Source organism: Tardibacter chloracetimidivorans (genome assembly GCF_001890385.1).
In the GTDB taxonomy this organism is placed as follows: Bacteria; Pseudomonadota; Alphaproteobacteria; order Sphingomonadales; family Sphingomonadaceae; genus Tardibacter; species Tardibacter chloracetimidivorans.
Window position 1 is genome coordinate 1,041,866 of record NZ_CP018221.1, and the last position, 26,157, is coordinate 1,068,022.

At 63.2% G+C, this 26,157-nt stretch carries 24 protein-coding genes and 1 riboswitch; of the genes, 12 read left to right on the forward strand and 12 right to left on the reverse strand.

Annotated features, from left to right (window positions below; translation table 11 throughout):
• The first annotated feature begins 45 nt into the window (after window positions 1-45).
• From BSL82_RS05360 to BSL82_RS21735, 6 genes are all read left to right on the forward strand, one after another.
• Window positions 46-2,847: a DNA methyltransferase gene (locus BSL82_RS05360; protein ID WP_072596356.1), complete on the forward strand. Its 2,802-nt coding sequence runs from the start codon at window positions 46-48 to the stop codon at window positions 2,845-2,847.
• An 81-nt stretch (window positions 2,848-2,928) separates the two neighbouring features.
• On the forward strand, window positions 2,929-3,705 hold the full coding sequence (locus BSL82_RS05365; protein WP_072596357.1) for a hypothetical protein: 777 nt from the start codon (window positions 2,929-2,931) through the stop codon (window positions 3,703-3,705).
• Window positions 3,706-3,794: 89 nt separating this feature from the next.
• A complete protein-coding gene (locus BSL82_RS05370) occupies window positions 3,795-3,983 on the forward strand; it encodes a helix-turn-helix domain-containing protein (RefSeq protein WP_226998635.1) in 189 nt (62 codons plus the stop codon).
• On the forward strand, window positions 3,973-4,764 hold the full coding sequence (locus tag BSL82_RS05375) for a hypothetical protein (protein ID WP_226998636.1): 792 nt from the start codon (window positions 3,973-3,975) through the stop codon (window positions 4,762-4,764). Before BSL82_RS05370 ends, BSL82_RS05375 begins: the two co-directional genes overlap by 11 nt.
• Entirely contained in the window at window positions 4,761-5,441 is a 681-nt protein-coding gene (locus BSL82_RS19915; RefSeq protein WP_158010706.1) for a hypothetical protein, read from the forward strand. Before BSL82_RS05375 ends, BSL82_RS19915 begins: the two co-directional genes overlap by 4 nt.
• Window positions 5,386-5,535: a hypothetical protein gene (locus tag BSL82_RS21735; RefSeq protein WP_418361272.1), complete on the forward strand. Its 150-nt coding sequence runs from the start codon at window positions 5,386-5,388 to the stop codon at window positions 5,533-5,535. The genes BSL82_RS19915 and BSL82_RS21735 overlap by 56 nt, the downstream gene beginning before the upstream one ends.
• A 43-nt stretch (window positions 5,536-5,578) precedes the next feature.
• Here BSL82_RS21735 and BSL82_RS05385 read toward each other — a convergent pair whose 3' ends face one another.
• The 3 genes from BSL82_RS05385 to ccmA form a co-directional block, all read right to left on the reverse strand.
• Window positions 5,579-5,788, reverse strand: a complete 210-nt coding sequence (locus BSL82_RS05385) for a dodecin (protein WP_072596359.1) — start codon at window positions 5,786-5,788, stop codon at window positions 5,579-5,581.
• 318 nt (window positions 5,789-6,106) lie between these two features.
• Window positions 6,107-6,754 carry a heme exporter protein CcmB gene (locus BSL82_RS05390; protein ID WP_072596360.1) on the reverse strand — a complete coding sequence of 216 codons (648 nt, stop codon included), beginning with the start codon at window positions 6,752-6,754 and terminating at the stop codon, window positions 6,107-6,109.
• Window positions 6,751-7,341, reverse strand: a complete 591-nt coding sequence (ccmA, locus tag BSL82_RS05395; protein WP_072596361.1) for a heme ABC exporter ATP-binding protein CcmA — start codon at window positions 7,339-7,341, stop codon at window positions 6,751-6,753. The genes BSL82_RS05390 and ccmA overlap by 4 nt, the downstream gene beginning before the upstream one ends.
• A 296-nt stretch (window positions 7,342-7,637) precedes the next feature.
• Between ccmA and ku (BSL82_RS05400) the strand changes: the two genes are divergently transcribed.
• Window positions 7,638-8,513: a non-homologous end joining protein Ku gene (ku, locus tag BSL82_RS05400; protein WP_072596362.1), complete on the forward strand. Its 876-nt coding sequence runs from the start codon at window positions 7,638-7,640 to the stop codon at window positions 8,511-8,513.
• On the forward strand, window positions 8,513-11,002 hold the full coding sequence (gene ligD, locus BSL82_RS05405; RefSeq protein ID WP_072596363.1) for a DNA ligase D: 2,490 nt from the start codon (window positions 8,513-8,515) through the stop codon (window positions 11,000-11,002). Before ku (BSL82_RS05400) ends, ligD begins: the two co-directional genes overlap by 1 nt.
• A 23-nt stretch (window positions 11,003-11,025) precedes the next feature.
• Here ligD and ku (BSL82_RS05410) read toward each other — a convergent pair whose 3' ends face one another.
• From ku (BSL82_RS05410) to BSL82_RS05420, 3 genes are read right to left on the reverse strand one after another with little or no spacing between them, the layout of a single operon-like run.
• Window positions 11,026-11,835, reverse strand: coding sequence for a non-homologous end joining protein Ku (ku, locus tag BSL82_RS05410; protein ID WP_072596364.1), 810 nt, complete (start codon window positions 11,833-11,835; stop codon window positions 11,026-11,028).
• Between the two features lie 37 nt (window positions 11,836-11,872).
• The gene (pdeM, locus tag BSL82_RS05415) at window positions 11,873-12,532 is read right to left on the reverse strand and encodes a ligase-associated DNA damage response endonuclease PdeM (RefSeq protein ID WP_072596365.1); all 660 of its coding nucleotides are present in this window, start codon (window positions 12,530-12,532) and stop codon (window positions 11,873-11,875) included.
• Window positions 12,533-12,572: 40 nt separating this feature from the next.
• Window positions 12,573-14,990, reverse strand: coding sequence for a ligase-associated DNA damage response DEXH box helicase (locus BSL82_RS05420; RefSeq protein WP_072598615.1), 2,418 nt, complete (start codon window positions 14,988-14,990; stop codon window positions 12,573-12,575).
• 19 nt (window positions 14,991-15,009) lie between these two features.
• Between BSL82_RS05420 and BSL82_RS05425 the strand changes: the two genes are divergently transcribed.
• Together BSL82_RS05425 and BSL82_RS05430 are read left to right on the forward strand one after the other, a co-directional pair.
• Entirely contained in the window at window positions 15,010-16,011 is a 1,002-nt protein-coding gene (locus tag BSL82_RS05425) for a ligase-associated DNA damage response exonuclease (RefSeq protein WP_072596366.1), read from the forward strand.
• Window positions 16,011-17,588, forward strand: a complete 1,578-nt coding sequence (locus tag BSL82_RS05430; RefSeq protein ID WP_072596367.1) for a cisplatin damage response ATP-dependent DNA ligase — start codon at window positions 16,011-16,013, stop codon at window positions 17,586-17,588. Before BSL82_RS05425 ends, BSL82_RS05430 begins: the two co-directional genes overlap by 1 nt.
• Window positions 17,589-17,732: 144 nt before the next feature.
• Here the strand turns inward: BSL82_RS05430 and BSL82_RS05435 are convergent, their stop codons facing one another.
• From BSL82_RS05435 to rpmE, 5 genes are all read right to left on the reverse strand, one after another.
• Window positions 17,733-19,508, reverse strand: coding sequence for an SLC13 family permease (locus BSL82_RS05435; RefSeq protein ID WP_072596368.1), 1,776 nt, complete (start codon window positions 19,506-19,508; stop codon window positions 17,733-17,735).
• A gap of 165 nt (window positions 19,509-19,673) precedes the next feature.
• Window positions 19,674-21,407, reverse strand: a complete 1,734-nt coding sequence (locus tag BSL82_RS05440; RefSeq protein ID WP_072596369.1) for an acyl-CoA dehydrogenase C-terminal domain-containing protein — start codon at window positions 21,405-21,407, stop codon at window positions 19,674-19,676.
• Window positions 21,408-21,511: 104 nt separating this feature from the next.
• Window positions 21,512-22,096 carry a TetR/AcrR family transcriptional regulator gene (locus tag BSL82_RS05445; RefSeq protein ID WP_072596370.1) on the reverse strand — a complete coding sequence of 195 codons (585 nt, stop codon included), beginning with the start codon at window positions 22,094-22,096 and terminating at the stop codon, window positions 21,512-21,514.
• A gap of 54 nt (window positions 22,097-22,150) precedes the next feature.
• On the reverse strand, window positions 22,151-22,546 hold the full coding sequence (gene tolA, locus BSL82_RS05450) for a cell envelope integrity protein TolA (protein WP_072596371.1): 396 nt from the start codon (window positions 22,544-22,546) through the stop codon (window positions 22,151-22,153).
• Window positions 22,547-22,636: 90 nt separating this feature from the next.
• Window positions 22,637-22,867 carry a 50S ribosomal protein L31 gene (rpmE, locus tag BSL82_RS05455; RefSeq protein ID WP_072598616.1) on the reverse strand — a complete coding sequence of 77 codons (231 nt, stop codon included), beginning with the start codon at window positions 22,865-22,867 and terminating at the stop codon, window positions 22,637-22,639.
• 105 nt (window positions 22,868-22,972) lie between these two features.
• Window positions 22,973-23,165: riboswitch (cobalamin riboswitch) on the forward strand.
• Between the two features lie 106 nt (window positions 23,166-23,271).
• Between rpmE and BSL82_RS05460 the strand changes: the two genes are divergently transcribed.
• Both BSL82_RS05460 and mobA read left to right on the forward strand, forming a co-directional pair.
• The gene (locus BSL82_RS05460) at window positions 23,272-25,155 is read left to right on the forward strand and encodes a TonB-dependent receptor plug domain-containing protein (protein ID WP_072596372.1); all 1,884 of its coding nucleotides are present in this window, start codon (window positions 23,272-23,274) and stop codon (window positions 25,153-25,155) included.
• A 6-nt stretch (window positions 25,156-25,161) separates the two neighbouring features.
• A complete protein-coding gene (gene mobA / locus BSL82_RS05465; RefSeq protein ID WP_226998637.1) occupies window positions 25,162-25,719 on the forward strand; it encodes a molybdenum cofactor guanylyltransferase in 558 nt (185 codons plus the stop codon).
• Here mobA and fabZ read toward each other — a convergent pair.
• A complete protein-coding gene (gene fabZ / locus BSL82_RS05470; RefSeq protein ID WP_072596374.1) occupies window positions 25,685-26,155 on the reverse strand; it encodes a 3-hydroxyacyl-ACP dehydratase FabZ in 471 nt (156 codons plus the stop codon). The genes mobA and fabZ overlap by 35 nt on opposite strands.
• Window positions 26,156-26,157: the final 2 nt, after the last annotated feature.

Here is a 26,157-nt window from a genome sequence, read left to right on the forward strand (position 1 = left end):
CTGGCATTTCCGCCGCTAAGTCCTTCTTACAACTGGGGGGAACTAATGCGGCTTGGCTGGGATGATATAAAGCGGCGCGCCAAGGCGTTCAGCGAAGAATGGAAGGACGCCCATTACGAAAAGGGCGAGACGCAGACCTTCTACAACGAGTTCTTCGAGATTTTCGGCATCCGCCGCAAACAGGTGGCGATCTACGAACAACGGGTAAAGCTACTTTCCAACCGGCACGGCTTCATAGACCTGTTCTGGCCGGGCACCCTGCTTGTCGAACAAAAGTCCAGCCGCCTGGACCTTGGCAAGGCGCAAGGGCAGGCGCTTGACTATGTGGAAGGCATCCACCCCACCCTGCAACCGCGCTGGGTGCTGACCTGCGATTTCCAGACCTGGGTGCTGCTGGACCTGGATACCGGCAAGGAGCTTCGTTTCCGGCTGGCCGACCTGCACAAGCACATCACCGCCTTTGATTTCATGCTGGGCCGCAAGGTCAGCTTTGAGACGCAGGCGGGCGTCACCATCACGGCGGCGGAATTGATGGGCAAGCTGCACGATGCGCTGGAGGAATCCGGCTATGTCGGGCACGATCTGGAACAGTTGCTGGTGCGTTTGCTGTTCTGCCTGTTTGCCGATGACACGGGCATATTCCAGCCAAAGGACATTTTCCTTCAGCTGGTCGAGAACGATACTCGGCCGGACGGCAGCGACGTTGGCCGCGTGCTCAACGATCTGTTCGACGTGCTCGACACGCCCGAAGATGCGCGCCAATCGACCCTGCAAGCCGAACTGAACGCCTTTCCCTATGTGAATGGCCGACTGTTTGCCGGACGGCTGCGCACGCCACATTTCACCCAGATCATGCGGGACCATCTGCTGGACGCCGCGCGGCACGATTGGTCCGGCGTTTCACCCGCGATCTTCGGTTCGCTATTCCAGTCGGTGATGGATGCCAAGGAACGCAGGGCAAAGGGCGCGCACTACACAACCGAGGCCAATATCCTGAAGGTCATCGGCCCGCTGTTCCTTGACGATTTGAGAGCCGAGCTGGCGGCCATCATCCAGCGCAAGACCGGGCGCGACAAGGCATTGCTGGAGTTTCAGGCCAAGCTCACGCGCCTGACGTTTTTCGATCCGGCGTGCGGCTGCGGCAACTTTCTTGTCATCGCCTATCGGGAAATCCGGCGGCTGGAGCTGGAATGCCTGAAGGCGCTCTACGGCGATCAACAGATCGAGGCCGCGCTGCTGTCGCGCGTCACAGTCGATCAATTCTACGGCATCGAATATGAGGAGTTCCCGGCGAAGATCGCCGAAGTGGCAATGTGGATGATGGACCATATCGCCAACAACGAGATCAACGAGGCGTTCCGGCTGAACTATGCGCGCATCCCGCTGAAGGATTCCGCGCACATCCTGCACGGCGACGCGCTGGAGACGGATTGGTCGAGCCTGCTCCGGCCTGAAAAATGCAGCTACATCATGGGCAACCCGCCGTTTGTCGGTGCGAAATACCAGAGCGAAGTCCAGCGCGCGCAGGTGCGGCGCGTGGCGGGCCTTGGCGGCAGCGGCGGCACGCTGGATTATGTGGCGGCCTGGTTCATCAAGGCGGGGCAGTATCTCCAGCTTAACCGCCGCATCCGTATCGCCTTTGTTGCGACCAATTCGATCACCCAGGGCGAACAGGTGGCGCAGCTCTGGCCGATCCTGTTCGACCGCCACGGGCTGGAAATTGCCTTCGCCCACCGCACCTTTTCATGGGGCAGCGAAGCGCGCGGCAAGGCGCATGTTCACGTCGTTATCATCGGGCTGGCGCACCGCGACCATGAACCGGCTGAAAAGCGGCTGTTCAGCTATCCCGACATAAAGGGCGATCCGGTGGAAAGCCGCCATGCGGCATTGACCGCCTATCTGTTCGACGCACGTGGCGTGGCGAACCGGCATCTTGTGGTAGTTGAATCGACAAGGCCACTTTCCACTCGCCCGGTCATTTCCTTTGGGAACATGCCAAACGATGATGGCAACTTGATCCTTTCGCCTAGTGAGAGAGCTGACCTATTGGATGCATACCCCCAGATGGCCCCATATGTTCGGCCGCTATACGGGGCCAAAGACTTCATCGATGGCAATTTTCGATATTGCCTTTGGTTGCCCGGCGCGGATTCGACCATTATCAGGTCGGTTCCACCCGTCGTCGAACGCCTACGAAGAAATAGAGAATACCGGGCTGCCAGCACGCGGAAGACGACGAAGCAGTTGGCGGACTTTCCCGGTTTGTTTGGAGAGATACGACATACTGAGCAGCCCTACGTATTGGTTCCTAGGCACTCGTCTGAACGGCGTGATTTCGTACCATTCGGCTTCTGTCCGGCTGACAGCGTTGCGCATGACAGCTGCCTGTTCATCCCAAATGCCAACCTGTTCGATTTTGCTATCCTCACAAGCCGTGCTCATATGGCATGGCTTGCCCATATCGGTGGACGGCTGAAAAGCGATTTCCGCTACTCCATCGGCCTTGTCTACAATACCTTCCCCTGGCCGGACACCACACTGGCGCAGCGTGCCAAGATCGAAGCACTGGCCCAAGCGGTGCTCGATGCTCGCGCCGCGCATCCCACCTCCAGCCTTGCCGACCTGTACGACCCCGACACCATGCCCGCCAATCTGCGCAAGGCCCATGCCGCGCTCGATGCTGCCGTGGACCGGCTGTATCGCTCCGCCCCGTTCGCTTCCGACCGCGACCGGGTGGAACATCTGTTCGGCCGCTATGAGGCGCTGGTGAACCCGCTGGAGCGCATCGGTGCGGCAAAGAACCGGCGCGTGGCGCGCATGGCAGAACAGAATGATTGCTCTGCATAGAACCTATGCCCGATAAGGCGGACAACAAAATACGGTAACGGACGCACTTGAATTTTCACCGTATGTTCTTATCCTGGAAAAATGGAGAACATCGCCCGTTTGCGCCCTGATTCGTTTGGGCAGGCCGACGAATTCCGACAATGGATTTCATCATGTGCAGCGGTTCAACAGGTTGCCGCCACCTATGCTCGGTTCGATTTCACCGACTATTACAGCGAAGAAATCGCGCGGTCGGCGGCAATGCACTCTGCAACCGAAGCCATCTTGCTGCGTCTCGAGCAGGGCTCGTTGCTAGCACGGCCTTCGACTTTTAATTTCCGCTTTGTTTTTGATGAACTATCGCTTGATGAACCAAGCAGCACGATACCGAAACGCTTTTGGCGTGAATTCAAACATAGAGATGCCGAACGGCATGCCGACTGGATCGCTGGCGACTTTTCATTCTCCCGTGAAGTCGATAACTGTATCGAAACTGATGGATTTGCCCATGGGGTAAGATTTGATCTAGCCGGGCTGCCCGCAGTTGCCATGGATGTGAAGGATGATGCCGGTGTCGATGCGGCCGATACCACAGCGGCCAGTCCGTCACGCAGGCAGGGTGGCGCGCCTCGCAAATGGGATTGGGATGGAGCTTTGCTCCATCTTGCAGCTATAGCGCACCATGGGGCGGACGGCTTGCATCGCAAGGATGGTGGCGAGCCTAATCAATCCGACATCGCGCGGCACTTGCAGGAATGGTTTATTGGCACCAGCGACAAAGCACCGGAAGACAGTCAGCTTCGTGATTATGGAAAACGCTTCATAACTGAACTTAACGCGGTAAAGTTGCGATCTGCCAAGAACCTCAATACTGGCTGATAACTGGCAAATTCCCGCAGTTCCTGGCGGACCGGATGTACGCAACCGGCGCAGTATGACCCCGTTCGCAACTGAACGGAGGTTTTCCAGTGAACAGCGCAAATGTCATTATTGAACCGCTTGCCTATTCTGTCAGCGAGGCCTGTCGCGTTTCATCGCTGGGCCGCACCCGTCTTTACCAATTGATCGGTGAAGGGCGGCTGGAGGTGCGCAAGATCGGCAAGCGCACACTCATTCCCGCAGCATCGCTTCGCGCACTCATTGGCGGTGAAGGTTGAGCGCGTGGCAAAGCGGCGCAACCGCAATCGGGTGAACGCGACGGGGCGGAACAATACCAGCCGATTTGTTCGCCTCGATTATCGCATTCTGAACAGCAACGCCTATCGCAGCCTGTGCCCCAATGCCCGCTCGCTGCTTGTCGAACTGATCATGCTCTACAACGGCGAGAATAACGGCAGTCTTTATCTTGGAGTGCGGGATGCAGCGCACCGCATGGGCATCGCGGACCTGACAGCGGCCAGCCGGTCATTCGATGAACTAACGAGTCTCGGTTTCATCGAACTGGCGCAAGAGGCTTATTTCAAGGTAAAGGCATCGGAATCATCCCGCGCCCGGTGCTGGCGGCTGACCTGGCTTGTCGGGCCGGGACGCAAAGCGCCGTCATGGGAGTTCCTGGAGCGAGAACCCGAACCGCAAACCAAGGCGCGCAGGCGAATGGAACGGGGGCTCAAGACGTTGAAGGCGTATCATAAAGCAAGGGATCAAGGCCGATTGCCGGTGTTGGATTCCGGTACATTCAGCCCATTTCGGCCCGCGCCGCAGGCCATTACGGTATTGGATTCCGATACGCTCATTTCAGGAAATGGCGGTTTTCCGCCAGACAGCCGCGTTCGGGATTCCGCTGCACATATAGCTACACCATGGGGTCTGGGGGCAACGAAAGGGCTGCTTGGCTGGTGGCAACCGGATTGGACCCCGTCGCTGGCAGGGGTGGCATTCGCGGCCGCGCTCGCCAAGGCAACATCGGCTGGGGCGTCAAATCGAAAGGTCGCGGCATGACGAAATCAAACAAGACCAAACAGACTGGCGAGCAAAGGCCATTGGTGGTGAAAGCCGAGAAGGACGAGACTGAACCCGACACCATGGCGCGCGTAATGGTCGGGCCCTATCTGCGGCACGGGATCGTCGGCAGCGATATTGCCAAGAAGATGGTCGGCAAGCTGCCGGGTGAACCGAACTTCGACGACTTCGGCAAGGCGATCAAAGCGAAGGCTGAAACATCCCTGAAAGGTGATACGTCATTGGCAAGCGAATTGCTGACGGCGCAGGCGCTCTCGCTTGATACCATGTTCACAGAACTGGCCCGGCGCGCCACGATGAACCTGGGCGATTATCCGCTGGCGGCAGAACGCTATGCCCGTCTGGCGTTCAAGGCCCAATCCAACTGCCGTGCCGCGCTGGAGGCACTAGCCAAGCTACACCAGCCGCGCGAACAGACGGTGCGCCATGTTCATGTCAGCGAGGGCGGACAGGCTGTTGTTGCCGATCATTTCCACCATCATGGGGGGAGCAGGGAAAATGGAAAAGCGAGCGAACAACCCCATGCAACCGGAACGGCTGGCGCAAGCCCGACGCTGTCTGGCCCGGACCCGTTCGGGAACAGCGTGCCAATCCCCGGCGGTGAAGGGGAGACGGCGATGCAGGATGCACGGCGGCAAGGGCAGCGGAGCACCTGAATGCAATCGCAACGCCTGGAAGCATGGCGGGCGCTCTGCTGCTACGCTGTCGGCAGCGCGCTACCTGCGGGAATTGGCGCGGCTGCTGGATTGATCTAGCGGAATGCGAGGAGTGCGGCGAGATTCAGCGCCTGCGATCACTCATCTAGAGTGAATCCAACCTTGAGCGTGACCTGATATTGGACCGCTCCATCTTTATCAACGATCCCGCGCGTTGCCACCACTTCGAACCAGCGGATATTGTGAAGTGTCTTCCCGGCCTTCGAAAGTGCCATTTTGATCGCCTGATCAGCCCCTTCATGGGATGTGCCGACAATTTCGGTCAATTTATAAACATGGTCTGACATGGCATCCTCCTTTTTCTGCAACGGAGCATACACCTTTCGGCAGACACTTTGCAGGTAGGTCTGCGGCGAGGCCTTTGCAGAAAGCTATGGGTCATGCCTGCCGAATTGCCGAGATAGGCGAGTGACGATCTATGGCAAAGTGAGCTATCTGGCGCCTTCTGGGGGTATTATTGGGGGTACGTAGAAAACCACACGCGGAGAAAACGGCTGATATCAGCCAAAATTGCCCCGTAATGTGAGCCCGTCACCGCCCACCACCAGAACCGCGGAAAAGCGCGGTTTTTTGACAGTAGGCTGGCGTAGGAGGGACGCGGCTCCCTAGCTTCGGGAGGCGCGAATGGCTGCGCCCGACGCGAATGGGCCAAGCGCCGTCAGCACCAGGCTGGACGCGGCAAGCAGCTTCAGCGCCGCCGATCCATCCTCTGCGGCGGCGGCCGCGCCGAAAATGACGACCGGAATCGCCAGTGGCAGCACGAGCAGGCCGGCGATGGCCCCCGCGCCGCGCAGGCCCGCAGTCAACGCAGCCGCCGTCACGCCGAGCGCGGCCAAGGCCGGAGTCCCGACCGCAAGAGCCGCGATAAGCCGCAGCATCGCCGCTCCGTCCATCTGAAACAGGGCGGCCGCGACCAGCGCAGCGATCAGCAGCGCGGGTGCAAAGCCAAGCCAGTGCCCCACAATCTTTGCAGCCGCCACGCTCTCATCGGCGATGCCGCGCACGGCGAACTGGTCCAGCACTCCATCGGCGCGATCAGGCTCCACCAGCCGTTCAACCGGAAGCAGGGCGGCAAGCAGGGCCGCGACCCAGGCCACCCCCGCCCCCGCCCGTGCAAGAAGGCGCGAGTCCGGGCCGATGGCGAACGGGAACAGGATCGCCACCAGTACGAAAAAGGCGATTGGCGGCCACAGGCCTCCCCCCCGCCATGCCCGACGAAACTCGCGCAGCGCTATGCCCGAGAAGGCGCTCAAGCCATTGCCCCGACATCGAGCACGCGCGCATTCTCCAGGCCGATATCCATATGGGTGGCGGCAAGCACGCCACCACCGGCTGCTCGGTGCCGCCGCATCGCATCGGCCAGCAGCGTCAACGAATGGGCATCAAGGCCGACACCCGGTTCATCCAGAAGCCACAGCCGCGATCCGCCGGCAATCACGCGGGCAAGCGCAACGCGGCGTTTCTGCCCCGAAGAAAGCATTCGGACGGGCACCGGGGCGAGCGGCATCAGGTCCATCGAGTCCATCGCCTCGCGCACCGCCGCTTCCTCCACGCCATCAAGGCGCGCCCAGAAACGAAGCGCGCGTTCAACGCCGAGCATGTCGTCAAGCGCAAGATCGTGGGTCAAGAGGCCGGGCGATGCGGAAGCGGCCACCCGTCCCTCGTCCGGCGCCAGCAAGCCCGCCGACAGCCGGATGATGCTGGACTTCCCCGCGCCGTTGGGCCCCGTCAGCACCAATGCCTCGCCCGCGCGCAGGTCAATGGAAAGGCCGCTGAACAGCCGCCGGCCGCCACGGCGGCAGGCCACGCCATCAAAGCTGAGGAGAACCGCCCCTGTCATCCCGGCAAGCCATTAATCCAATTTGACGGAAAGGGGAAAAGGCTTTGTCGGCAATGGGCGACGCCCCGTGCATGTGCAGGAACGCCGCCCGCCTTGCTCAACCCTCAAGGGGTGATGCGGCGACCCGAAGGGAGGAGCCGCGCTTCTCAGGGGGGACCATATGGCGCGGCTCACCCACGGGAGGCGCGGGCTTACATCGGTGTCAGTTGTACGTCAAGCGGTTCACGAGCCAATGCAACCAGCGCCAGCCCTGAAGGGTTAAGACGTGGACACATCGGCCGACTGGAGTGCTGGATTTGGCGGCAAGGGCCAATTGGAAGGGCTTTTTGACGGTGGCCGAGCTGGCGTGCCGGGTCGGCCTCTATACGGCTGCGTCAACGTCCGAGCGGATCAGCTTCCATACCCTCAACCGCGCGACCGGCCATCGGGTGTCGCGGCAATATGTCGATCAGGAGACAGGCAAGCCCGTCGAACGCGACGACCAGGTGAAAGGCTATGAGACGAGCAACGGCGACTATATCGTGCTGGAGCCGGAGGAAGTCGCCGCAGCCATACCCGAAAGCGACAAGACGCTGGAGATCGAGGCCTTCATCCCCTGCTCCGAAGTGGACGACGTCTATTTCGACAAGCCCTATTACCTGACCCCCGCCGATGGCGTTGCGGAAAAGCCCTATGCTGTGATCCGCGAGGCGATGCGAAAGGCCAATGTCGCGGCGCTTGCCCGCACCGTGCTGTTCAGGCGCGTGAGGACGCTGCTGATCCGTACGCACGAATGCGGACTGGTCGCGACGACGCTGAACTTCGATTATGAGGTGCGTTCAGCCAAAGACGCCTTTTCCTCCATCCCCAAGAGGAAAATCTCGGCCGAAATGCTGGAGCTGGCCGAGCACATCATCAAGACCAAGCGGGGCAGTTTCGACCCGGCGAAATATGACGACCGCTATGAGGAAGCGCTTGCCGATCTGGTGAAGGCCAAGCTTGAAGGGCGCGAGATCAAGCCGAGGAAAGCCCCTGCGCCCACCAATGTCGTCAACCTGCTCGACGCGTTGCGTGAAAGCGCCGGGGTGAAGAAGACCAAGGCCGCGCCGAAACGGGCGGCGGCCAAGCCGAAATCGCCCTCCGGCGGCAAGCGCAAGGCCGAGACGACCGCCCGGCAACGGAAGGCCGGCTGATGGCGCTGGAGGTCTATCGGCAGAAACGGGATTTCACGAAAACCGCCGAGCCCGAAGGCGCGGCGAAACCCGCCAAGGACAGCAACGCCTATCTGATCCAGAAACACGCCGCGCGACGGCTGCACTACGATCTACGGCTTGAGCTGGACGGTGTGCTGCTGAGCTGGGCGGTGACGCGCGGGCCAAGCCTGGTGCCCGGCGAAAAGCGGCTTGCCGTTCATGTCGAGGATCACCCGCTGGAATATGGCGACTTTGAAGGCACGATCCCCAAGGGCGAATATGGCGGCGGCACCGTTGTTCTGTGGGATCGCGGACAGTGGAAGCCGGTGGGAGACGCCAAGAAGGGCCTCGCCAAGGGGCATCTGGATTTCGAGCTGTTCGGCGAAAAGCTGAATGGCAAATGGCACCTTGTCCGACTGAAGCCAAAGCCGCGCGAAAAGGCCGACAACTGGCTGCTCATCAAGAGCGACGATGACGCCGCCCGGGCGGAGGATGACCCCGATATCCTGGAGGAACGGCCGGAATCGGTGAAGACCGGACGGACGGTGGACGAAATCGCGGGTGAAGCGCCGGGCTGGTCGTCAAAGACCGGCAAGATCGCGCCCCCGCCGCCCAAGGCCGCTCCCGCCAAGCTCAAGGGCGCGGTCAAGGCGACGATGCCCGATTTCGTTCCGCCGATGCTTGCAACGCTGGTGCCGAAGCCTCCGACGGGCAAGAAATGGCTCCACGAGATCAAGCTCGACGGTTACCGGCTTCAGGCGCACATCGCCAAGGGCAAGGTGAAGCTCATCACGCGCGGCGGGCTGGACTGGACCGGCCGCTTCGGCAAGGCGATCGCACAGGCGCTGGCGGCGCTTCCTGTCAAGGAAGCTGTGATCGACGGCGAACTGGTTGTCGAAAATGACGCGGGCGCGTCGGACTTTTCAGCGCTTCAGGCGGAGTTGAGCGCCGGGCGCGCCAGCCGCTTCGTGTTCTACGCCTTCGACCTGCTCCACCTGGACGGCCATGACCTGCAAGGCGTTCCCCTTCTCTCGCGCAAGGCCGCACTCCAGGAAATCATGTCGGCAAGCGATGCCGCCGTCCTGCGCTTCAGCGAGCATTTTGAGGCCGAAGCGGCAATCGTTCTGCGCCACGCCTGCCGCCTGAGCCTGGAAGGCATCATCTCCAAGCAGGCCAACGGAAAGTATCGGAACGGGCGGACGAAGGAATGGGTGAAATCGAAGTGTTCCGAGCGGCAGGAGTTCGTCGTGGCGGGCTATGTGCCGTCCACCGTCTCCAACAAGGCGATCGGATCGCTGGTGCTTGGCTATCATGACGCCAAGGGCAATCTGATCCATGTCGGCCGCGTGGGCACCGGATACACCGTCCGCGCCGCCGAAGACCTGTATCGGCGGCTGGAGAAGATCAGGACCAGTTCCAGCCCGTTCGCTAAAAAGCTGTCTGCCGAACAGGCGCGGCAGGTCCGCTATGTAAAGCCCGAACTGGTCGCCGAGGTGGAGTTTCGCGGCTGGACGGCCGACCGCAACCTGCGCCACGCGGCGTTTCGCGGGCTGCGAGAGGACAAGCCCGCATCGGACATCGTGATCGAGACGGAAGTCGCGCCCGCAAGCACCAGCAGGCAGCAGCGCCCCAAGGCCGTGCTCACCCATCCCGACCGGCTCTACTGGCCCGACGCGGGAGTCACCAAGGCGGGTCTCGCGGACTATTACGCCGAGGTGTGGCCGCACATCGCGCCCTATGTCACCGGCCGCCCGCTTTCGCTCGTCCGCTGTCCGGGCGGGATCACCGAACAATGCTTCTTCCAGAAGCGCGCCTGGAAAGGGCTGAGCAAAAGCATCAGGCAGACGCCCGACCCAAAGTCATCGTCAAAGGAGCCGGTGCTGAGCATCGACAATCTGGAAGGCCTCTACGGTCTGGTTCAGGCGGGCGTGCTGGAGATCCATCCCTGGGGATCGACGCTTGCAGCGATGGAACAGCCGGACATGATCATCATGGACCTGGACCCCGGCCCCGGCGTCGAATGGCAACAGGTGATCGAAGCGGCGCAGGAGGTGCGCGAGCGGCTGGAAAAGCTGGGTCTCGCCGCCTTCCTCAAGACATCGGGCGGCAAGGGACTGCACGTTGTGTCCCCGCTGAAGCCGGACGCCGGATGGGATGTCGTGAAGCCGTTCACGAAGCGCATCGCCGATGCGATGGCCGCCGACAGCCCCGACCGCTTTGTCGCGACGGTCACCAAATCGAAGCGCAAGGGCAAGATATTGGTCGATTATCTCAGGAACGGTCGCGGCGCGACGGCGGTTGCGCCCTTTTCCACCCGATCGCGGCCCGGCGCGCCCGTATCTATGCCGATCGGCTGGGATGAACTGGGCGGCGAGATCGGCCCGGCATATTTCACCGTCGCCAATGCGCTGACGCGGCTGGCGCACCAGCAGAGCGATCCCTGGGCCGATTTTCGGAAGAGCGCGGTAGCTTTGCCGGGGAAGAAATAGGCGGTCACCCCCGCTTTGCTCGTCTAGCGGCCCTTGCCCTTCTGTTCCGCCGCGATGCTGCGCTTCAGCGCGTCCATGATGTTGACGACATTGCCGGCCTGTTCGACTGGCTCCGCCGCCTTGGCCTTCGGCGTCTTGCGGGCCCCCTTTTTCCGGGCGGCGATAATCTTGCGCAGATTGTCCTGCACCGGGTCGCTCACCATTTTCTGGTCCCAGCGCTCCGTCCGTTCCTTGATCAGCGACAGGGCCAGGGACAGCAGCTTGGCCTCGGGCTTTTCGGGCTTTATCGCGTCGAAATAGTCATCCGGGTCGCGCACCTCGTCGCCATAGCGAAGCGTCCACAAGGTGATGCCCTGGTCGCGCGGAACCAGCATCACCGCCCGCTCGCGCCGGTACAGCACCAGCCGGGCGATGCCCACCGTTTGCGTCGATTCCATCGCGGAGCGGATGACCGAAAAGGCTTCCTCCCCCACCGGGTCGTCCGGCACCAGATAGTGCGGCTTGTCATACCAGAGCCATTCAATTGAATCCCTCGGCACGAACTGCTCGATGTCGATCGTGCGCGTGCTTTCAAGCGCGACGGAGGCGATCTCGTCCTCCTCCAGCATCACATACTCGCCCTCGCCCGTTTCATAGCCCTTCACCTGCTCGTCATCGTCCACCACCTTGTGCGTCACGCTGTCGACATAACGGCTCATGATGCGATTGCCGGTGGCGCGATTGATGGTGTGGAAGCGGATCTTTGCCGATTCCGTCGTGGCCGGCATCATCGCCACCGGACAGGTGACGAGGGAGAGCTTCAGATAGCCCTTCCAGAAGGTGCGCTGCGCCATGGCGGATCAACCAGCGGACGCGCGAAACGGTTCCTCCTCACCCCGCCAGCGGAAAGCGCAGCAGCCGCCCGTTTGCAGGGACAAGCGCTTCGGCCGGTGTCCCGACAGCCCTTGTTATGGCGGGGTCGTCCGCCCGCATGCCCCCCGTGAATGCGCCGAAGGCGGGAAGGATCAACCGGCCCGGCGCATGGACGAAGCATCGGCGGGAGAGATTCTGCCCGCGCACGCGCATGCGCAGCTTGGGATGCCAATGCCCGGAAATCTCGGGCCTTCGGTCGCTGCCAAGCGTTTCATGGCGCAGGCAGATGCCGTGGAGGCACGCCTCGTCCAGCACGCGGCCGCCCGGCGCGGCTGTGAGCGGATCATGGTTGCCGGTGATCCATGTCCAGTCGAGCCGTGCGGTCAGCGTCAGAAGCCGCCTCCGTGCCTGCTCGTCCAGTCGAAATGGTCCCTCCCCATCATGGAAGCTGTCGCCAAGGCACCAGAGTTCGCGCGCGCCGGTTTCATCGACCAGCGCCTCTATCGCCGCCAATGTCGCATTGCTGTCATAAGGTGGCAGCATCTGCCCGAAACGCGCAAAGAAACTTGCCTTTTCCAGATGCAGGTCGGCGATCAACAGCGCCTTGCGTGCGGGCCAGAACAGCGCGCCCTGGCCCATGATCAGGAAATCCTCGCCCGCGAACGAAAAGGGAACCATGCCCCCGCCTACGCCGCGCCGCGCGTGGCCGCAAGCCCGATCAATCGAGCCGCATGGCTTCGGCGACCAGCGCATCGGCTTCCGCAAGCAGCATGTCCTCGGTCGCTTCCTGCCGCACGCTTTCCCGGCCGATGATCATCATCAGCGGCACCGACATGGGCGACACCCGGTCCAGCGCCATGTGGACGATTGCTTCATTGGAGCGATTGAGCAGATCGGCCAGCCGCCCGACATCGGTCAGGCGGGTGCGCGCATCCTCCCACGCCGCGCGCAGCAGCATGTGATCAGGCTCGTAACGGCGCAGAACGTCATAGATGAGATCGGTCGAGAAGGTGACCTGACGCCCGGTCTTGCGCTTGCCGGGATGCTGGCGGTCGATCAGGCCGCCGATCAGCGCGACCTCGCGAAAGGCGCGCTTCAACAGGTGGGAGCGCTGCACCCATTCGACGAACTCATGCTCCAATATGTCCGGCGAAAAGAGCGGGCGGGGATCGATAACCGGCTTCACCGACCACGCGCCAAGCGCATAATCGGTGGCGATGAAGCCCAGTGGGCCATAGCCCGCCGTCTCCATGCGGCGAGTGAGGAGCATGCCGAGCGACTGGTGCGCGTTCCAGCCTTCGAACGGAAAGGCGACCATATAGTGTGTGCCTTCGTGCGGGAAGGTTTCGACCAGCATCTGGTCCGGCCGGGGCAGCAGCGACCGCCTGCCCTGCACCTCCAGCCATTCGCGCACGTCATCGGGAAAGCGCCGCCATTCCTCCGGCTCGTGCAGGAACCGGCGGACCCGGGCCGCGAGATTGGTCGAAAGCGCAAGGCGCGTGCCGCCATAGGTGGGGATGCGCGGCGATTTGCTGGTCGCGCGCACGATCATCTCGGTCGTGTCGATCCGCTCCACCTCAAGCGAAAGGCCCGCAAAGGCGAAGGTGTCTCCGGGGGACAGGGTGGAGGCAAAGCCTTCTTCCAGCGTGCCGAGCTTGCGTCCCCTCTTGAAGCGCACCTCGATCAGCGGCGCATCGACGATAACGCCCGCGTTCATGCGGTGCTGCTCTACGAAGCGGGGGTGCGAGACATGCCACAGGCCGTCCGCGCCCTGACGAAGGCGGCGAAACCGGTCATAGGCCCGCAACGCATAGCCTCCGGTCGAGATGAAATCGATCAGCCGGTCGAACGTCTCCCTTTCCAGCGCCACATAGGGCGCGGACCGGCGCACCTCGTCGAACATAACGTCCGCATCGAACGGCGCGGAACAGGCGCAGGCCATGACATGTTGCGCCAGCACATCGAGCGCGCCTGGACGGAACCCGTCGGGATCAAGATCGCCGCCTTCGACCGCATCCAGCGCGGCGCGCGCCTCCAGATATTCAAAGCGGTTGCCGGGAATGACGAGCGCCTGCGAAGGCTCTTCCAGCCGGTGATTGGCGCGGCCGATCCGCTGGGTCAGCCGCGACGAGCCCTTTGGCGCGCCCATCTGGATGACGAGATCGACGTCGCCCCAGTCGACGCCGAGGTCGAGGCTTGCCGTCGCCACCAGAGCGCGAAGCCTGCCTTCGCCCATTGCGGCTTCCATGCGCCGCCGCACCTCGACCGAAAGCGAGCCGTGATGGACCCCGATCGGCAGATCGTCCTCATTGATCTTCCACAAATCCTGAAAGATGAGTTCGGCCAGGCCGCGTGTGTTGCAGAAGATCAGCGTCAGCCGATGCGCCTTGATCTGCTCATAGACCTGATCGATGGCATAGCGGCCGGAATGGCCCTGCCACGGCACCCGCCCTTCAGGGATGAGGATGGTGACCTGCGGATCCGCGCCTTTCTCTCCCATCACCAGCCGCACGCTGTCCTGCTTGTCCGCAGGCGCGAGCCAGTGCACATAGGCGGCGGGGTCCTGCACGGTGGCCGACAGTGCCACGCGCCTGAAACCGGGCCGGAACCGCTCCAGCCGCGACAGGGCCAGGTTCAGCAGGTCGCCGCGCTTGGTGGGCGCAAAGGCGTGGACCTCGTCGATGATGACGGTGCTGAGCGATCCGAACATGCGCTCCGCATCGGGCCAGGACAGCATCAGGCTCAGCGATTCCGGAGTGGTCAGCAGCATCTGCGGCGGCATGATCCGCTGCCGGGCCTTGCGCGCGTGGGGCGTGTCACCCGTCCGCGTCTCCACCCTGATGCCCAAGCCCATTTCTTCAATCGGGGTCAGCAGGTTGCGCTGGACGTCGACTGCAAGCGCCTTCAGCGGCGACACATAGAGGGTGTGGAGGCCATCGAACCCCGGCTGGGCGATCAATTCGGCAAGGCTCGGCAGAAAGCCCGAAAGCGTCTTGCCCGATCCCGTCGGCGCGACCAGCAATGCGCTGGCTCCGGCGCGCGCCGCATCCAGCATCGCAAGCTGATGACCGCGCACGCGCCAGCCGCGCGCATCGAACCAGTTCTGCAATGTGACGGGAAGGGAACTTTCGGCCATCATCGCTATATAGTCACCAATGGCTCGACTTGGTTCCTGGATTGAAGCGCATGCAACTGGCATCCACGTGCCTGCCGGGGATTTCTGGATCGATCCGGCGCTTTCGACGGAACGCGCGCTCATCACCCACGGCCATTCGGACCATGCGCGCGGCGGCCACGGCCATGTGCTCGCCACGCCTGAGACGCTCGCCATCATGCGCGCGCGTTATGGCGAGGCGGGACATGCGCAGGCCATCAGCTATGGCGAAAAGGTCTGGATCGGCGATGTCAGCGTGCGCTTCGTGCCTGCGGGCCATGTGCTCGGCTCCGCGCAGATCGTGCTGGAATATCGGGGCGAACGGGCGGTGGTGTCCGGCGACTACAAGCGCAGGCACGACCCCACCTGCCCGCCGTTCGAGCCGGTTCCCTGCGATATCTTCATCACCGAGGCGACCTTTGCCCTGCCCGTCTTCTGCCATCCGGAAACCCGGTCGGAAATCGAAAGGCTGATGGCGGCGCTTGCCGCCGAGCCCGACCGGTGCATCCTTGTCGGCGCCTATGCGCTTGGCAAGGCGCAGCGGGTGATCGCCGAATTGCGCGCGGCGGGACATGACGCGCCGATCTTTATCCATGGCGCGCTCCAGCGGCTGTGCGATCTCTACCGCGATTTCGGCGTGGAATTGGGCGAATTGAGGCTCGCCACGGGCCTGAAACCGGCTGACCTTGCCGGACAGATCGTCGTCGCGCCGCCATCGGCGCTGAACGACCGCTGGTCGCGCCGCCTGCCCGATCCGATCACCGCCATGGCAAGCGGCTGGATGCGCATTCGCCAGCGCGCGCGGCAGAGCAATATCGAATTGCCGCTCGTCATCTCCGACCACGCCGACTGGCCCGAACTGACCGCGACCATTGCCGAGATCAACCCGGCCGAAGTGTGGGTGACGCACGGCCGCGAGGAAGCGCTGGTCCACTGGTGCGGCCTCAGGCAGATACGCGCGCGGGAGCTTGCGCTCATCGGCCGCGAGGACGAGGACGACTGATGAAGGCGTTCGCGGACCTTCTCGAAAGGCTGGTCTATACCCGCTCCCGCAACAGCAAGCTGGAGCTGATCGCCCGCTATCTGAAAGCCACGCCCGATCCCGACCGGGGTTGGGCGCTGGCGGCGCTGACCGGAGAATTGAGCCTTCCCGCCGTCCAGCCCAGCATCATCCGCGCGCTGGTGGAGCAGCGAGTGGACCCGGTGCTGTTCGCGATGAGCCATGATTATGTCGGCGACCTTGCCGAAACCGTGGCGCTTATCTGGCCGCAGCCCGAAGTACCGCCCGCAGCGCCCGAAGACCCCGCACTTTCCGTGATCGTCGTACGCCTGCAATCGCTTACCCGGCAGCAGGCGCCCTTCGTCATGGCCGAACTGCTGGACAGGCTTGAGGCGAACGGCCGGTTCGCGTTGCTGAAGCTGGCGACCGGCGGATTGCGGGTCGGCGTTTCGGCGCGGCTTGCCAAGACCGCGCTGGCGCGGGCGTTCGGGCTGGATGTGGAGGCGGTTGAGGAGGTCTGGCACGGCATCTCTCCACCCTATCAGCCGCTGTTCGACTGGGCCGAGGGCCGTGCCGACCAGCCGACCGCCGGGAATACGCCCGTATTCAGGCCGTTCATGCTCGCCCATCCGCTGGAAGAACGGCAGATCGACCTCGCCGACTATGCGGTTGAATGGAAATGGGACGGAATCCGCGCCCAGCTTGTCCATGTCACGGGACAGACAAGGCTCTACAGCCGCGCGGGCGACGACATCACCGGCAGCTTTCCCGATATCGCATCCGCCTTTGACGTGCCGGCCGTCCTCGACGGCGAACTGCTCGTGAAAGGCGATTTTCAGGGCGGACAGGCGGCCAGCTTCAACGCCCTTCAGCAGAGGCTCAACCGCAAGACGGTGTCGGCGCAGGCCTTGCGGGATTATCCCGCATTCGTGCGGGTCTATGACATGCTGTTCGACGATGGCGAGGATTTGCGCGCCCTGCCCTGGGCCGAACGCCGCACGCGGCTGGAATCGTTCATGCCCCGGCTCGATCCGTCGCGCTTCGACCTGTCGGCGATCCTCGACGCGCCCGATCTGGAAACGCTGGAGCAGTGGCGCATGGGCGCGCGCGACGCAGCGATCGAGGGACTGATGCTGAAGCGCCGCGACAGCCCCTATGTCGCGGGACGCAAGACCGGCCTCTGGTACAAGTGGAAACGCGATCCGCTGACCGCCGATTGCGTGATGATGTATGCCCAACGCGGCCACGGCAAGCGATCGAGCTATTATTCCGATTACACATTCGGATGCTGGACCGAAGACGGTGAGCTTCTGCCGGTGGGCAAGGCCTATTCCGGCTTTACCGACGAGGAACTGATCTTCCTCGACCGGTTCGTGAGGAACAGCACCGTCAACCGCTTCGGCCCGGTGCGGGAGGTTGAGAAAACGCTGGTGCTGGAAGTGGCGTTCGATTCAGTCCACGCATCAAAGCGGCACAAATCGGGGCTCGCGATGCGATTTCCCCGCATCAGCCGCATCCGCACCGATAAACCGGCGGCGGAGGCTGACCGCATAGAAACGCTGAAGCGGATGGCGAACTGAAGTGGCACAAATAAATGTCGAGCCCCGGTGGCTGTGACACTACACCGGAGCCCGACGTCCACTTGTCTCTCTCAAAGCCAAGCAAAGTAAATACGCTTTCTTGCGGATCTGGTTCCCATCTAGAAGAAGCGATAATTTCGCCGGTCAGTTGAGCGGCCAAGTCCATATGATCAGGGGTGTTCCGACCAGGATCACGAGGAGCGACAGGGGCGCGCCGAGACGCGCATAGTCGCTGAACCTGTACCCCCCGGGGCCAAGCACCAGCGTATTGCACTGATGCCCGATGGGGGTAAGGAAATCGCAGCCCGCGCCGACGGCGGTCGCGATCAGAAAGGCTTCGGGACGATAGCCGAGATCATTCGCGAACACCGCCGCGATAGGGGCCATGACGAGCACGGTGGCGGCGTTGTTGAGGAACGGAGTCACGGCCATCGCGGTCACCAGGATCAGCGCCACCGCGCCCCATGCCGGCAACAGGGCCGCGATATGGGCAAGCTGTGTCGCAATGAGGTCCGACGCGCCGGTGGTGCGCAGTGAATCGCTGACCGGGATAAGCGCGCCAAGCATGATGAGAATGGGCCAATCGACGCTTTCATAGGCGTCCCGCAGCGGCAGTGCGCCAACCGCCATCACCAGTCCCGCCGCAACGAAGAACGCCACCGCCACCGGCACAAGCCCGGTTGCGGTCGCAGCCATGGCAACGGCCAGAATGACGACCGGCAACCATCCTTGTTTCGTGATGCCAAGCCGAAGCGCACGTTCCGCCAGCGGCAAGGCTCCCAAATCCCGCAAGCGCTCGGGCAGCAGGTTCAACGGCCCCTGGAGGACGATCACGTCGCCCGCGCGCAACACCGTTGCGCCGAGCTTGCGCGTCAGGCGCTCGCCGGACCTCGATATCGCGATCAGGTTCACGCCGAAACGCCGTTGAAGCCGCAGACGCCCCGCCGTCTGGCCCACGAGTATGGAGTTGGTGTTCACCACCGCCTCGATCACGCCGATATCGCTGTCATCGCTGCCTTCGGGCTGGTCGCGGTGCTGGCCTTCAAGGGCCAGCTTGTCCGTGGCGATCGCCCGCTCCAGCGCATCCGGATCACCTCCCAGGATAAGCGTGTCCTCATCGCGCAGCACGATGTCGGGAGACGGGAAGCTTCGCATGCCGGACCGAAGCACGCTCATGACGCCGACCGCATGGTCGTGCCGCTCAACGAATTCGGCCACGGTCTTGCCGATCGCGGGCGAGCCTTCGCCGATCTTCGCTTCGGTGACATAGCCCTTGATGTCGAGCGCATCTCCCATCGTGGGAGCCGCCTGACGATCACGCGGCAGCAGGCGATAGCCGAAGCGCAGAAACAGCAGGCCCACCAGCAGCAACCCGAGGCCGGTGGGCAGATAATCGAACATGCGGAATGGCTCGCCGGTCATCTGCTCGCGCACGCGGCTGACGATGATGTTCGGCGACGTCCCGACCAACGTCATCAACCCGCCAAGCAGCGAGGCGAACGCCATCGGCATCAGGAAGACGGATGCATTGACCTTGTCCTTTTTCGCCAGCTGAAACGCGGCAGGCATCAGCATGGCGAGCGCGCCGACATTCTTGACCAGCGCGGAGGCAAAGCCCACCGATGCCATCAGCACGAACAGGTGCGAGCGGACGCGGGTGACGCGCTTCATGACAAGGGCCAGCGCCTCCTCGATCAGGCCGGACCGCTGGACGGCGGCGGATATGACCAGCGCCGAGCCGACGATGATCACGATGTCGTCGGAAAAGCCGGTGAAGGCGTCTTCGGGCTTGACGATGCCGAGCGCAAGCGCCGCCATCAGCGCCAGGATCGCCGTCACGTCATAGCGGAAGCGCCCCCAGACGAAGAGCGCCATCATGCCCACCAGAGTGAGGATCGACAGCGTTTGCGGAAGCGTCATCCGGATATGTGCTGAAGTGGCGAGGCGTGCGTCAAGTCGTTCATGTCGCGCTGAAACGCACGAGCACGGATTTCGTCATGCGTCATGCCGGAAAAACCGTAACGAACCGGGCGCGCGACTATGCTTTCGCGCGCCCGACCCGGCAATCTTCTCAAGATGCCCCGCTCAGAAAGAGTCGGCGGGAAGCGCCATGATCGTCTCTTCGCCAGCCGCCACGCTTGCCGCGAGCGCGTGTGCCTGCGGCAGCATGCGCTCGACGAAATAATCGGCAACGGCGCGCTTGGCGCTGTGCTGCGGCGTATCGCCGGCAGCGGCCGCCGCCATGCGGACCCACATCCAGCCATAGGCCACAAGCGAGAAGAGCCTCAGATAGTCGACCGCCGCAGCGCCAACCGCATCCGTACCCTTGCCGCGAAGCGCCATCGTCGTGCGTTCAAGCAGCGACAGCGCATCGCGCACTTTCCCGGCAATCGCGATATCACCGGCGGCATCCAGATCGGCCGCGATCAGTGCAAGAAATGCTTCGACCGTCGCGCCGCCCGCCAACGGCAGTTTGCGCCCGACCAGGTCCATCGCCTGCACGCCATTGGTGCCTTCATAGATCTGGGCGATTCGAGCGTCGCGGACATACTGCTCCACGCCGGACTCGCGGATATAGCCATGACCGCCGAACACCTGCTGCGCCTGCACGGCGCTTTCAAAGCCAAGATCGGTGAAGGACGCCTTCACCACAGGCGTCAGCAACGCGACGAATGCATCCGCCTTCGCCCGTTCCCCGGCGTCGGGATGCGAATGGGAACGGTCCAGCTGAAGCGCGGTCCAGCCGGCGAGCGCCCTGCCCGCCTCCACGAACCCGCGGATGTTGAGCAGCATCCTTCGCACATCGGCATGTTCGATGATCGGCACCGGCCCGCGTGATCCGTCGGAGCTGCGGCCCTGAAGCCGCTCCCTGGCGTAGCCGACCGCCTGCTGATAAGCGGCGCCCGCGATTCCAAGCCCCTGGATGCCGACCATCAGCCGTTCCGCGTTCATCATGGTGAACATGGCGGCCAGCCCCCTGTGTGGCTCGCCAACCAGCCATCCGGTCGCGCCGTCATAGTTCATCACGCAGGTCGGCTGGGCGTGTATGCCCATCTTCTTTTCCAGCGCGCCCACCGACATGCCGTTGCGGACCGTGAAACCGCCGTCGGCATCAGGCAGATATTTGGGGACGAGGAAAAGGCTGATCCCCTTCACCCCTTCCGGCGCGTCGGGCAGCCGGGCAAGCACCAGATGGACGATATTACCGGCAAGATCATGGTCGCCCGATGAAATGAAGATCTTGGTTCCGGTGACTGCATAGCTGCCGTCGGCATTGGGAACGGCCTTGGTCTTCAGAAGCGCAAGGTCGGTGCCGGCGCCGCTTTCGGTCAGCGCCATTGCGCCCGTCCATTCGCCGCTCACCAGCCGGGGCAGCCACATGTCCTTCAGCTCGGCGCTTGCATGCGCCATCACCGCTTCGCATGCGCCGCGCGTAAGGCCGGGGAACAGCCCGAACGACAGATTGGCGGCGGAGATCATTTCATCGAGCCAGAGCTGGAGGATGAACGGAAGCCCCTGCCCGCCATATTCGGGCTTTGCCGACATCGCCGGCCAGCCCGCGGCGACGAATTCGCGATAGGCTTCGGCAAAGCCGTCGGGCGTCTGCACCGCGCCGTTCACCAATGTGCTGCCCTGCTCGTCTCCGGGCCGGTTCAAGGGATGGAGCCGTTCGGCACACAGCCGGCCGGCTTCTTCCAGCACCGTGACCGCGAGGTTCGCGTCAACCTCGATCGACAGCTCTTCCATGGCCTCATCGAAGCCAAGCACCTGGGACAGAAGGAAACGGTAATCCTCAATGGGCGGCACATAGTCGAACATGTCAGCTCTCCAAAAAGCACTTCGCCGCGCTACACCAAACGTGTGTTACAGTCAAAAAGCGTCTGTCCGGCTGCAAATTCCTGGCCGCGACGAGAAGCGCGCGCCTAGTCGTGGCGAAATATCATCACGATTTGAGACGCTATTTCGCCGGGGGTGAGGTCGCCCGCGCGATACCAGTCGCCGACGGCATTGAGCAGGGACAGCAACAGGTTCCGGTAGATGGAACGGTTGATCCCGCTCGGTAGCGGAAGCTCGGCGACCAGAGATTTGAACTGATCTTCAAACGCATCCCGTCGCGCAATCAACTGCTGCCGCACATCTTCCGGCACTTCGCGAAAATCGTTCATCATGGGCATGGTCAGCGAGTCAGGCGCGAGCTGGATTTCCAGCAATGTGGCGCATGCCCGTTCAAGCTTCTCCCACGGATCGCGCGCGCCTTCGATCGCCTGGGCGATCCTCAGTTCCGCCACGTCCAGCGCGGCGTTGTGCAGTTCAATGAAGAGCGCGTCCTTCGACTTGATGTGGTGGTAGAGCGATCCACCCAGCACGCCCGCCTGTTCGCCGATGTCGCGCATCGATGCCCCGCGATAGCCTTTTCGGGCGAATAACCGCGCAGCAATCTCCATGATCTGACGGCGTCGGCTGGAACCCTCGTCACCAGGAGCAAAAGATGGGATGGAGCCGGTCATTCAGGTCCGGTAGCATGTTCCCCGGCAAAATGGGCGAAATTGTCGCGATGGCGATCAGGCCGAGGCGCCCAGGCTGAAGGTCAGCTCAAACTCGTCCCAGCCGCCCGTATATTGCTCTGCAGGCAGGCGTAACGGCGTGCAGCGTATCACGGCGAGGATCGCCGCCTCCGCCATCGCGTCGGCAAAGGGACTGCCTTCGGGCGTCACGCCCTCCTGAGAAAGCACGACCGGCAGCCCGGCAAGCATTCCGTCACTCGTATAGCGTACCAGCAGCCGCGTCGTGATCCGGCGCGCCGCCCTGCTCACCCTGGGGGATCGGTAGCAGCGCTTGACCTGCTCCGCCGCCCCTGCAACGAGGCTGGCGACCGAGGGCGGCGGGACCACCGAGACATCGGGCCGTGCGGCGCCCATGCTCGCGGTAACGATCGACAATGCGACAAACAGATGCATGGCGGGCGCATTATCATCCGCTCGCCACGATATGGTCAAAAGAAAAGGGCTGCCGAAGCCGCCCTTGCCTGTCCCACCGGATGGGGGTGCTTATTTGCTCTTCAGCGAAAGACCGCCGAAGCGCTTGTTGAAGCGGGCGACCTGACCGCCCTGATCCAGCAGGCGGCCGTGACCGCCGGTCCATGCCGGGTGAACCTTGGGATCGATGTCGAGCTGCATCGTGTCGCCTTCCTTGCCCCAGGTGGAGCGGGTTTCGAACACGGTGCCATCGGTCATCTGCACCTTGATGGTGTGATAATCGGGATGAATGTCGGCCTTCATGGTGCTGATCCTTTGCATGGCTGGTTTCCGACCAGCCGGGGTCAATCGCGAAGCAGCGCCTCTAGACGAACCATGTCCGGTTGACAAGCCGTGCGACGTGGCGCATCTGCCGCCCCGCGTGAAGGTGCCGCTCCCGCAAGGGACGGTGAAAAGGGAAGCCGGTTCAATGCCGGCGCTGTACCCGCAACTGTGCGCGGCGAGCCCTGCTCCAGGGCCACTGGTTCTTCCGGGAACCGGGAAGGCGGAGCAAGGGCGCTGAACCGCAAGCCAGGAGACCTGCCTTCGCGGTCGTCCGTGCCCGGCCGGGTCTAGCCGCAAGCACGGGGGAGCGACCGGCTCTCTCATTCTGCCGGCCCCACCCCTTGAGACGACATGGTGTCGATCTGAAAAGGGGGAATGTCCTTATGTCTGTCATATTGTTCTCGGCCGCTGCGGCCGCCGCCGCGTCTGCCGGCATGGAGCCGGTCATCACCGTCACCGCAGGCAGGGAGCAGGAGCTTTCCAGCGCCGCCGATGCCCTGACCGTGCTGGACGACCGCCGGATCAAAGCGCTGAACCTGCCGCAGGTGAGCGACCTTTTGCGCCTGATGCCGGGTGTGTCGGTCAATGTGCAAGGGCCGCAGGGTAGCCTCACCCAGATCCGCATCCGGGGGGCAGAGGCAAATCACACACTGACCTTCGTCGACGGGATCGAGATCAACGACCCCGCATCGGGCAACGAAACCCGGTTCGAAACGCTGAGCGCCGACAATGCGGCACGGGTAGAGCTTTTGCGCGGCGCGCAATCGGCGCTGTGGGGAGCAGAAGCGCTGGGCGGGGTAATCGCAGTCACCACGCCACTGCCCACCCAGGGTATCCGCGCGGAAGCGCGCGGCGAATATGGCTCCCACGACAGCCGCCGCGGCTCGGCCCTTCTTTCCGCCGGCAACGACAAGGGCGGCGTTTCGCTGGACGGCGCATGGCTGAAGACCGACGGCATCGACACGCTTGGCCGGGGCGGCGAGCGCGACGGCCATGAGAATCTGTCATTGGGCGCGAAGGCCGTGGTCCGCCCCGCGCCCGACGGCGAACTGGGGCTGGTCGGACGCTATATCCGCTCCGACACCGAGTTCGACGGCTACAACGCCTTTTTCCTGCGCGACCAGACCGATGAGGCGAGCAGGATAAAGACCCGCGCCCTGCGCGGCTGGGCCACCTATGGAACCGGCCAGGATGCGCCCTGGACCTTCACCGCCCATGGCACGCTGGTCGATTCGGCGAATCGCAATCGAGACGGCGCGACCCCGCTCAACCGCACCGATGGGCAGCGGGTGCGGATCGGCGGACAGGCCACGCACCGCTTCGCGTTGGGCGACTCCAACCATCGGCTGACAGTGGCGGTCGAGGACGAGTTCGAACGACTCAAGGCGTCGGACAGCCAGTATTTCGGCGCGACCGATCAGCGGCGCACCCGCGAGACCGTCTCGCTGGTGGCCGAATGGCAGGGGCAGTTCGGCGATGCGATCGACCTGGGCGCAGCTGTTCGCCACGACGACAGCAATCGCTTTGGCTCCGCCACGACGCTGAAGGCCGACGCGGCTTGGAAGCTGGGCCATGGCTTGACCATCCACGGTGGCTATGGCGAGGGCTTCGCCCAGCCGACCTTCTTCGATCTCTACGGCTTCTTCCCCGGCAGTTTCGTCGGCAATCCCGATCTGAAGGCCGAACGGGGGTGGAACGCCGAGGCGGGAATCGGGTGGACGAACGGCACGATCGGGATCGACGTCACCGCGTTCACCGCGCGGCTGAAGGACGAGATCGTCGACGTTTTCGACCCCTTCACCTTCCTTTCCTCCACCGCCAACGCCACCGGCAAGAGCCGGAGAAGGGGTATAGAGACGACGCTGGAGGCGCGCCCGGCCGAATGGCTGAGGCTGTCGGCGTCCTACAGCTATATCGATGCCGACGAACAGAAGGTCGCGGGTACGCCGCTGGTCCGGGAAATCCGCCGGCCGAAACATTCGGCGGCGCTTTCGGCAGATGCCGCTTTCGACCGCTTCTCCGCCGGGCTAGGCCTCAGCTATGTCGGCGCGCGGGGCGACACGGATTTCGACGTGTCCCCGGCAGCCGATGTGCGGCTTGATCCTTATTTCCTCGCATCGCTCAATCTGGCCTATAAGCTGACCGATGTGGTGGAAATCTATCTTCGAGGGGCCAATCTCGCCGATGAGCGCTATCAGGATGCGGTCGGCTATGCGACCGAGGGCCGGACGGTCTTCGGCGGCGTCCGTGTCCGCTTCGGTGACTAGAGCAACATGCGCCCGGCCATGAAGGTGCTGGGCGCAATTCTTGCCGGCGGCGCTTCGCGCCGTTTCGGGTCCGACAAGGCCGAAGCGCTGATCGCGGGCGAGCCGATGCTGTTCCATGTGGCGCATCGGCTTTCCCCTCAGACCGATGGACTGGTGATCTGCGGGCGAAGCTGGGGTAGCCTTCGCACCGTCGCCGACCGGCCCCGTCCGGGCATGGGGCCGCTTGGCGGGCTTGCCGGCGCGCTTCGTCACGCTGGCGATCATGGTTTCGATCTGGTGCTGACCGCCGCCTGCGATATGCCCGACATTCCGCCGGGCCTTGTCGAACGGCTCGGCCCCGCCCCCTCGGTGGTAAAGGGGCAGCAGCTCGTCGGCCTATGGCCCGCCAGCCTCGCGGCCGAGCTGGAAGCGCATCTCGATGAAACCGGCGACTATTCGGTAAGGGCGTGGATGGGCCGCACCGGGGCGCGGCAGGTGGAGATCGGCGAGGTGATGAGCAACATCAACACGAGCGCCGACCTCGATGCGTTCACGCGGCGGGCGGGTCCGCGATCATCGCCGTAAAGCTTGCTTCGGCTGCCAGCTTTCCATCGATGGAGGCCTTGCCCGCAAATTTGCAGACGCTTGCCCGTTTCTGGACGAACTCCACATCCAGCGTCAGCAGCACGCCGGGTTCCACAGGCGTGCGGAATTTCGCCCCCTCGATACCCATGAAGTAGACGAGCTTGCCCGATCCCTCCAGGCCCAGCGCATCGATTGCGAGCACGCCAGCCGCCTGGGCCAGCGCTTCCACGATCAAGACGCCGGGCATGATCGGACGGCCGGGGAAATGCCCCTGAAAGAACGGCTCGTTCATCGAAACCGCCTTCACCGCCCTGATCGACTGGTCGGGCACGATTTCAAGCACCCGATCCACCAGAAGCATCGGATAGCGATGCGGCAACATCGCCATGATCCGCCGGACATCCATCTGTCCGGCGGCAGCCCCCGTTTCAGCCATGG

Excerpts from the sequence above, each read along its gene's own strand:
- BSL82_RS05360 (WP_072596356.1), top strand. The coding sequence starts at position 46 with ATGCGGCTTGGCTGGGATGATATAAAGCGGCGCGCCAAGGCGTTCAGC.
- BSL82_RS05365 (WP_072596357.1), top strand. The coding sequence starts at position 2,929 with ATGGAGAACATCGCCCGTTTGCGCCCTGATTCGTTTGGGCAGGCCGAC.
- BSL82_RS19915 (WP_158010706.1), top strand. The coding sequence starts at position 4,761 with ATGACGAAATCAAACAAGACCAAACAGACTGGCGAGCAAAGGCCATTG.
- BSL82_RS05385 (WP_072596359.1), bottom strand. The coding sequence starts at position 5,788 with ATGTCAGACCATGTTTATAAATTGACCGAAATTGTCGGCACATCCCAT.
- ccmA (WP_072596361.1), bottom strand. The coding sequence starts at position 7,341 with ATGACAGGGGCGGTTCTCCTCAGCTTTGATGGCGTGGCCTGCCGCCGT.
- ligD (WP_072596363.1), top strand. The coding sequence starts at position 8,513 with ATGGCGCTGGAGGTCTATCGGCAGAAACGGGATTTCACGAAAACCGCC.
- ku (WP_072596364.1), bottom strand. The coding sequence starts at position 11,835 with ATGGCGCAGCGCACCTTCTGGAAGGGCTATCTGAAGCTCTCCCTCGTC.
- pdeM (WP_072596365.1), bottom strand. The coding sequence starts at position 12,532 with ATGGTTCCCTTTTCGTTCGCGGGCGAGGATTTCCTGATCATGGGCCAG.
- BSL82_RS05420 (WP_072598615.1), bottom strand. The coding sequence starts at position 14,990 with ATGGCCGAAAGTTCCCTTCCCGTCACATTGCAGAACTGGTTCGATGCG.
- BSL82_RS05425 (WP_072596366.1), top strand. The coding sequence starts at position 15,010 with ATGGCTCGACTTGGTTCCTGGATTGAAGCGCATGCAACTGGCATCCAC.
- BSL82_RS05430 (WP_072596367.1), top strand. The coding sequence starts at position 16,011 with ATGAAGGCGTTCGCGGACCTTCTCGAAAGGCTGGTCTATACCCGCTCC.
- BSL82_RS05435 (WP_072596368.1), bottom strand. The coding sequence starts at position 19,508 with ATGACGCTTCCGCAAACGCTGTCGATCCTCACTCTGGTGGGCATGATG.
- BSL82_RS05440 (WP_072596369.1), bottom strand. The coding sequence starts at position 21,407 with ATGTTCGACTATGTGCCGCCCATTGAGGATTACCGTTTCCTTCTGTCC.
- BSL82_RS05445 (WP_072596370.1), bottom strand. The coding sequence starts at position 22,096 with ATGACCGGCTCCATCCCATCTTTTGCTCCTGGTGACGAGGGTTCCAGC.
- tolA (WP_072596371.1), bottom strand. The coding sequence starts at position 22,546 with ATGCATCTGTTTGTCGCATTGTCGATCGTTACCGCGAGCATGGGCGCC.
- rpmE (WP_072598616.1), bottom strand. The coding sequence starts at position 22,867 with ATGAAGGCCGACATTCATCCCGATTATCACACCATCAAGGTGCAGATG.
- BSL82_RS05460 (WP_072596372.1), top strand. The coding sequence starts at position 23,272 with ATGTCTGTCATATTGTTCTCGGCCGCTGCGGCCGCCGCCGCGTCTGCC.
- mobA (WP_226998637.1), top strand. The coding sequence starts at position 25,162 with ATGCGCCCGGCCATGAAGGTGCTGGGCGCAATTCTTGCCGGCGGCGCT.
- fabZ (WP_072596374.1), bottom strand. The coding sequence starts at position 26,155 with ATGGCTGAAACGGGGGCTGCCGCCGGACAGATGGATGTCCGGCGGATC.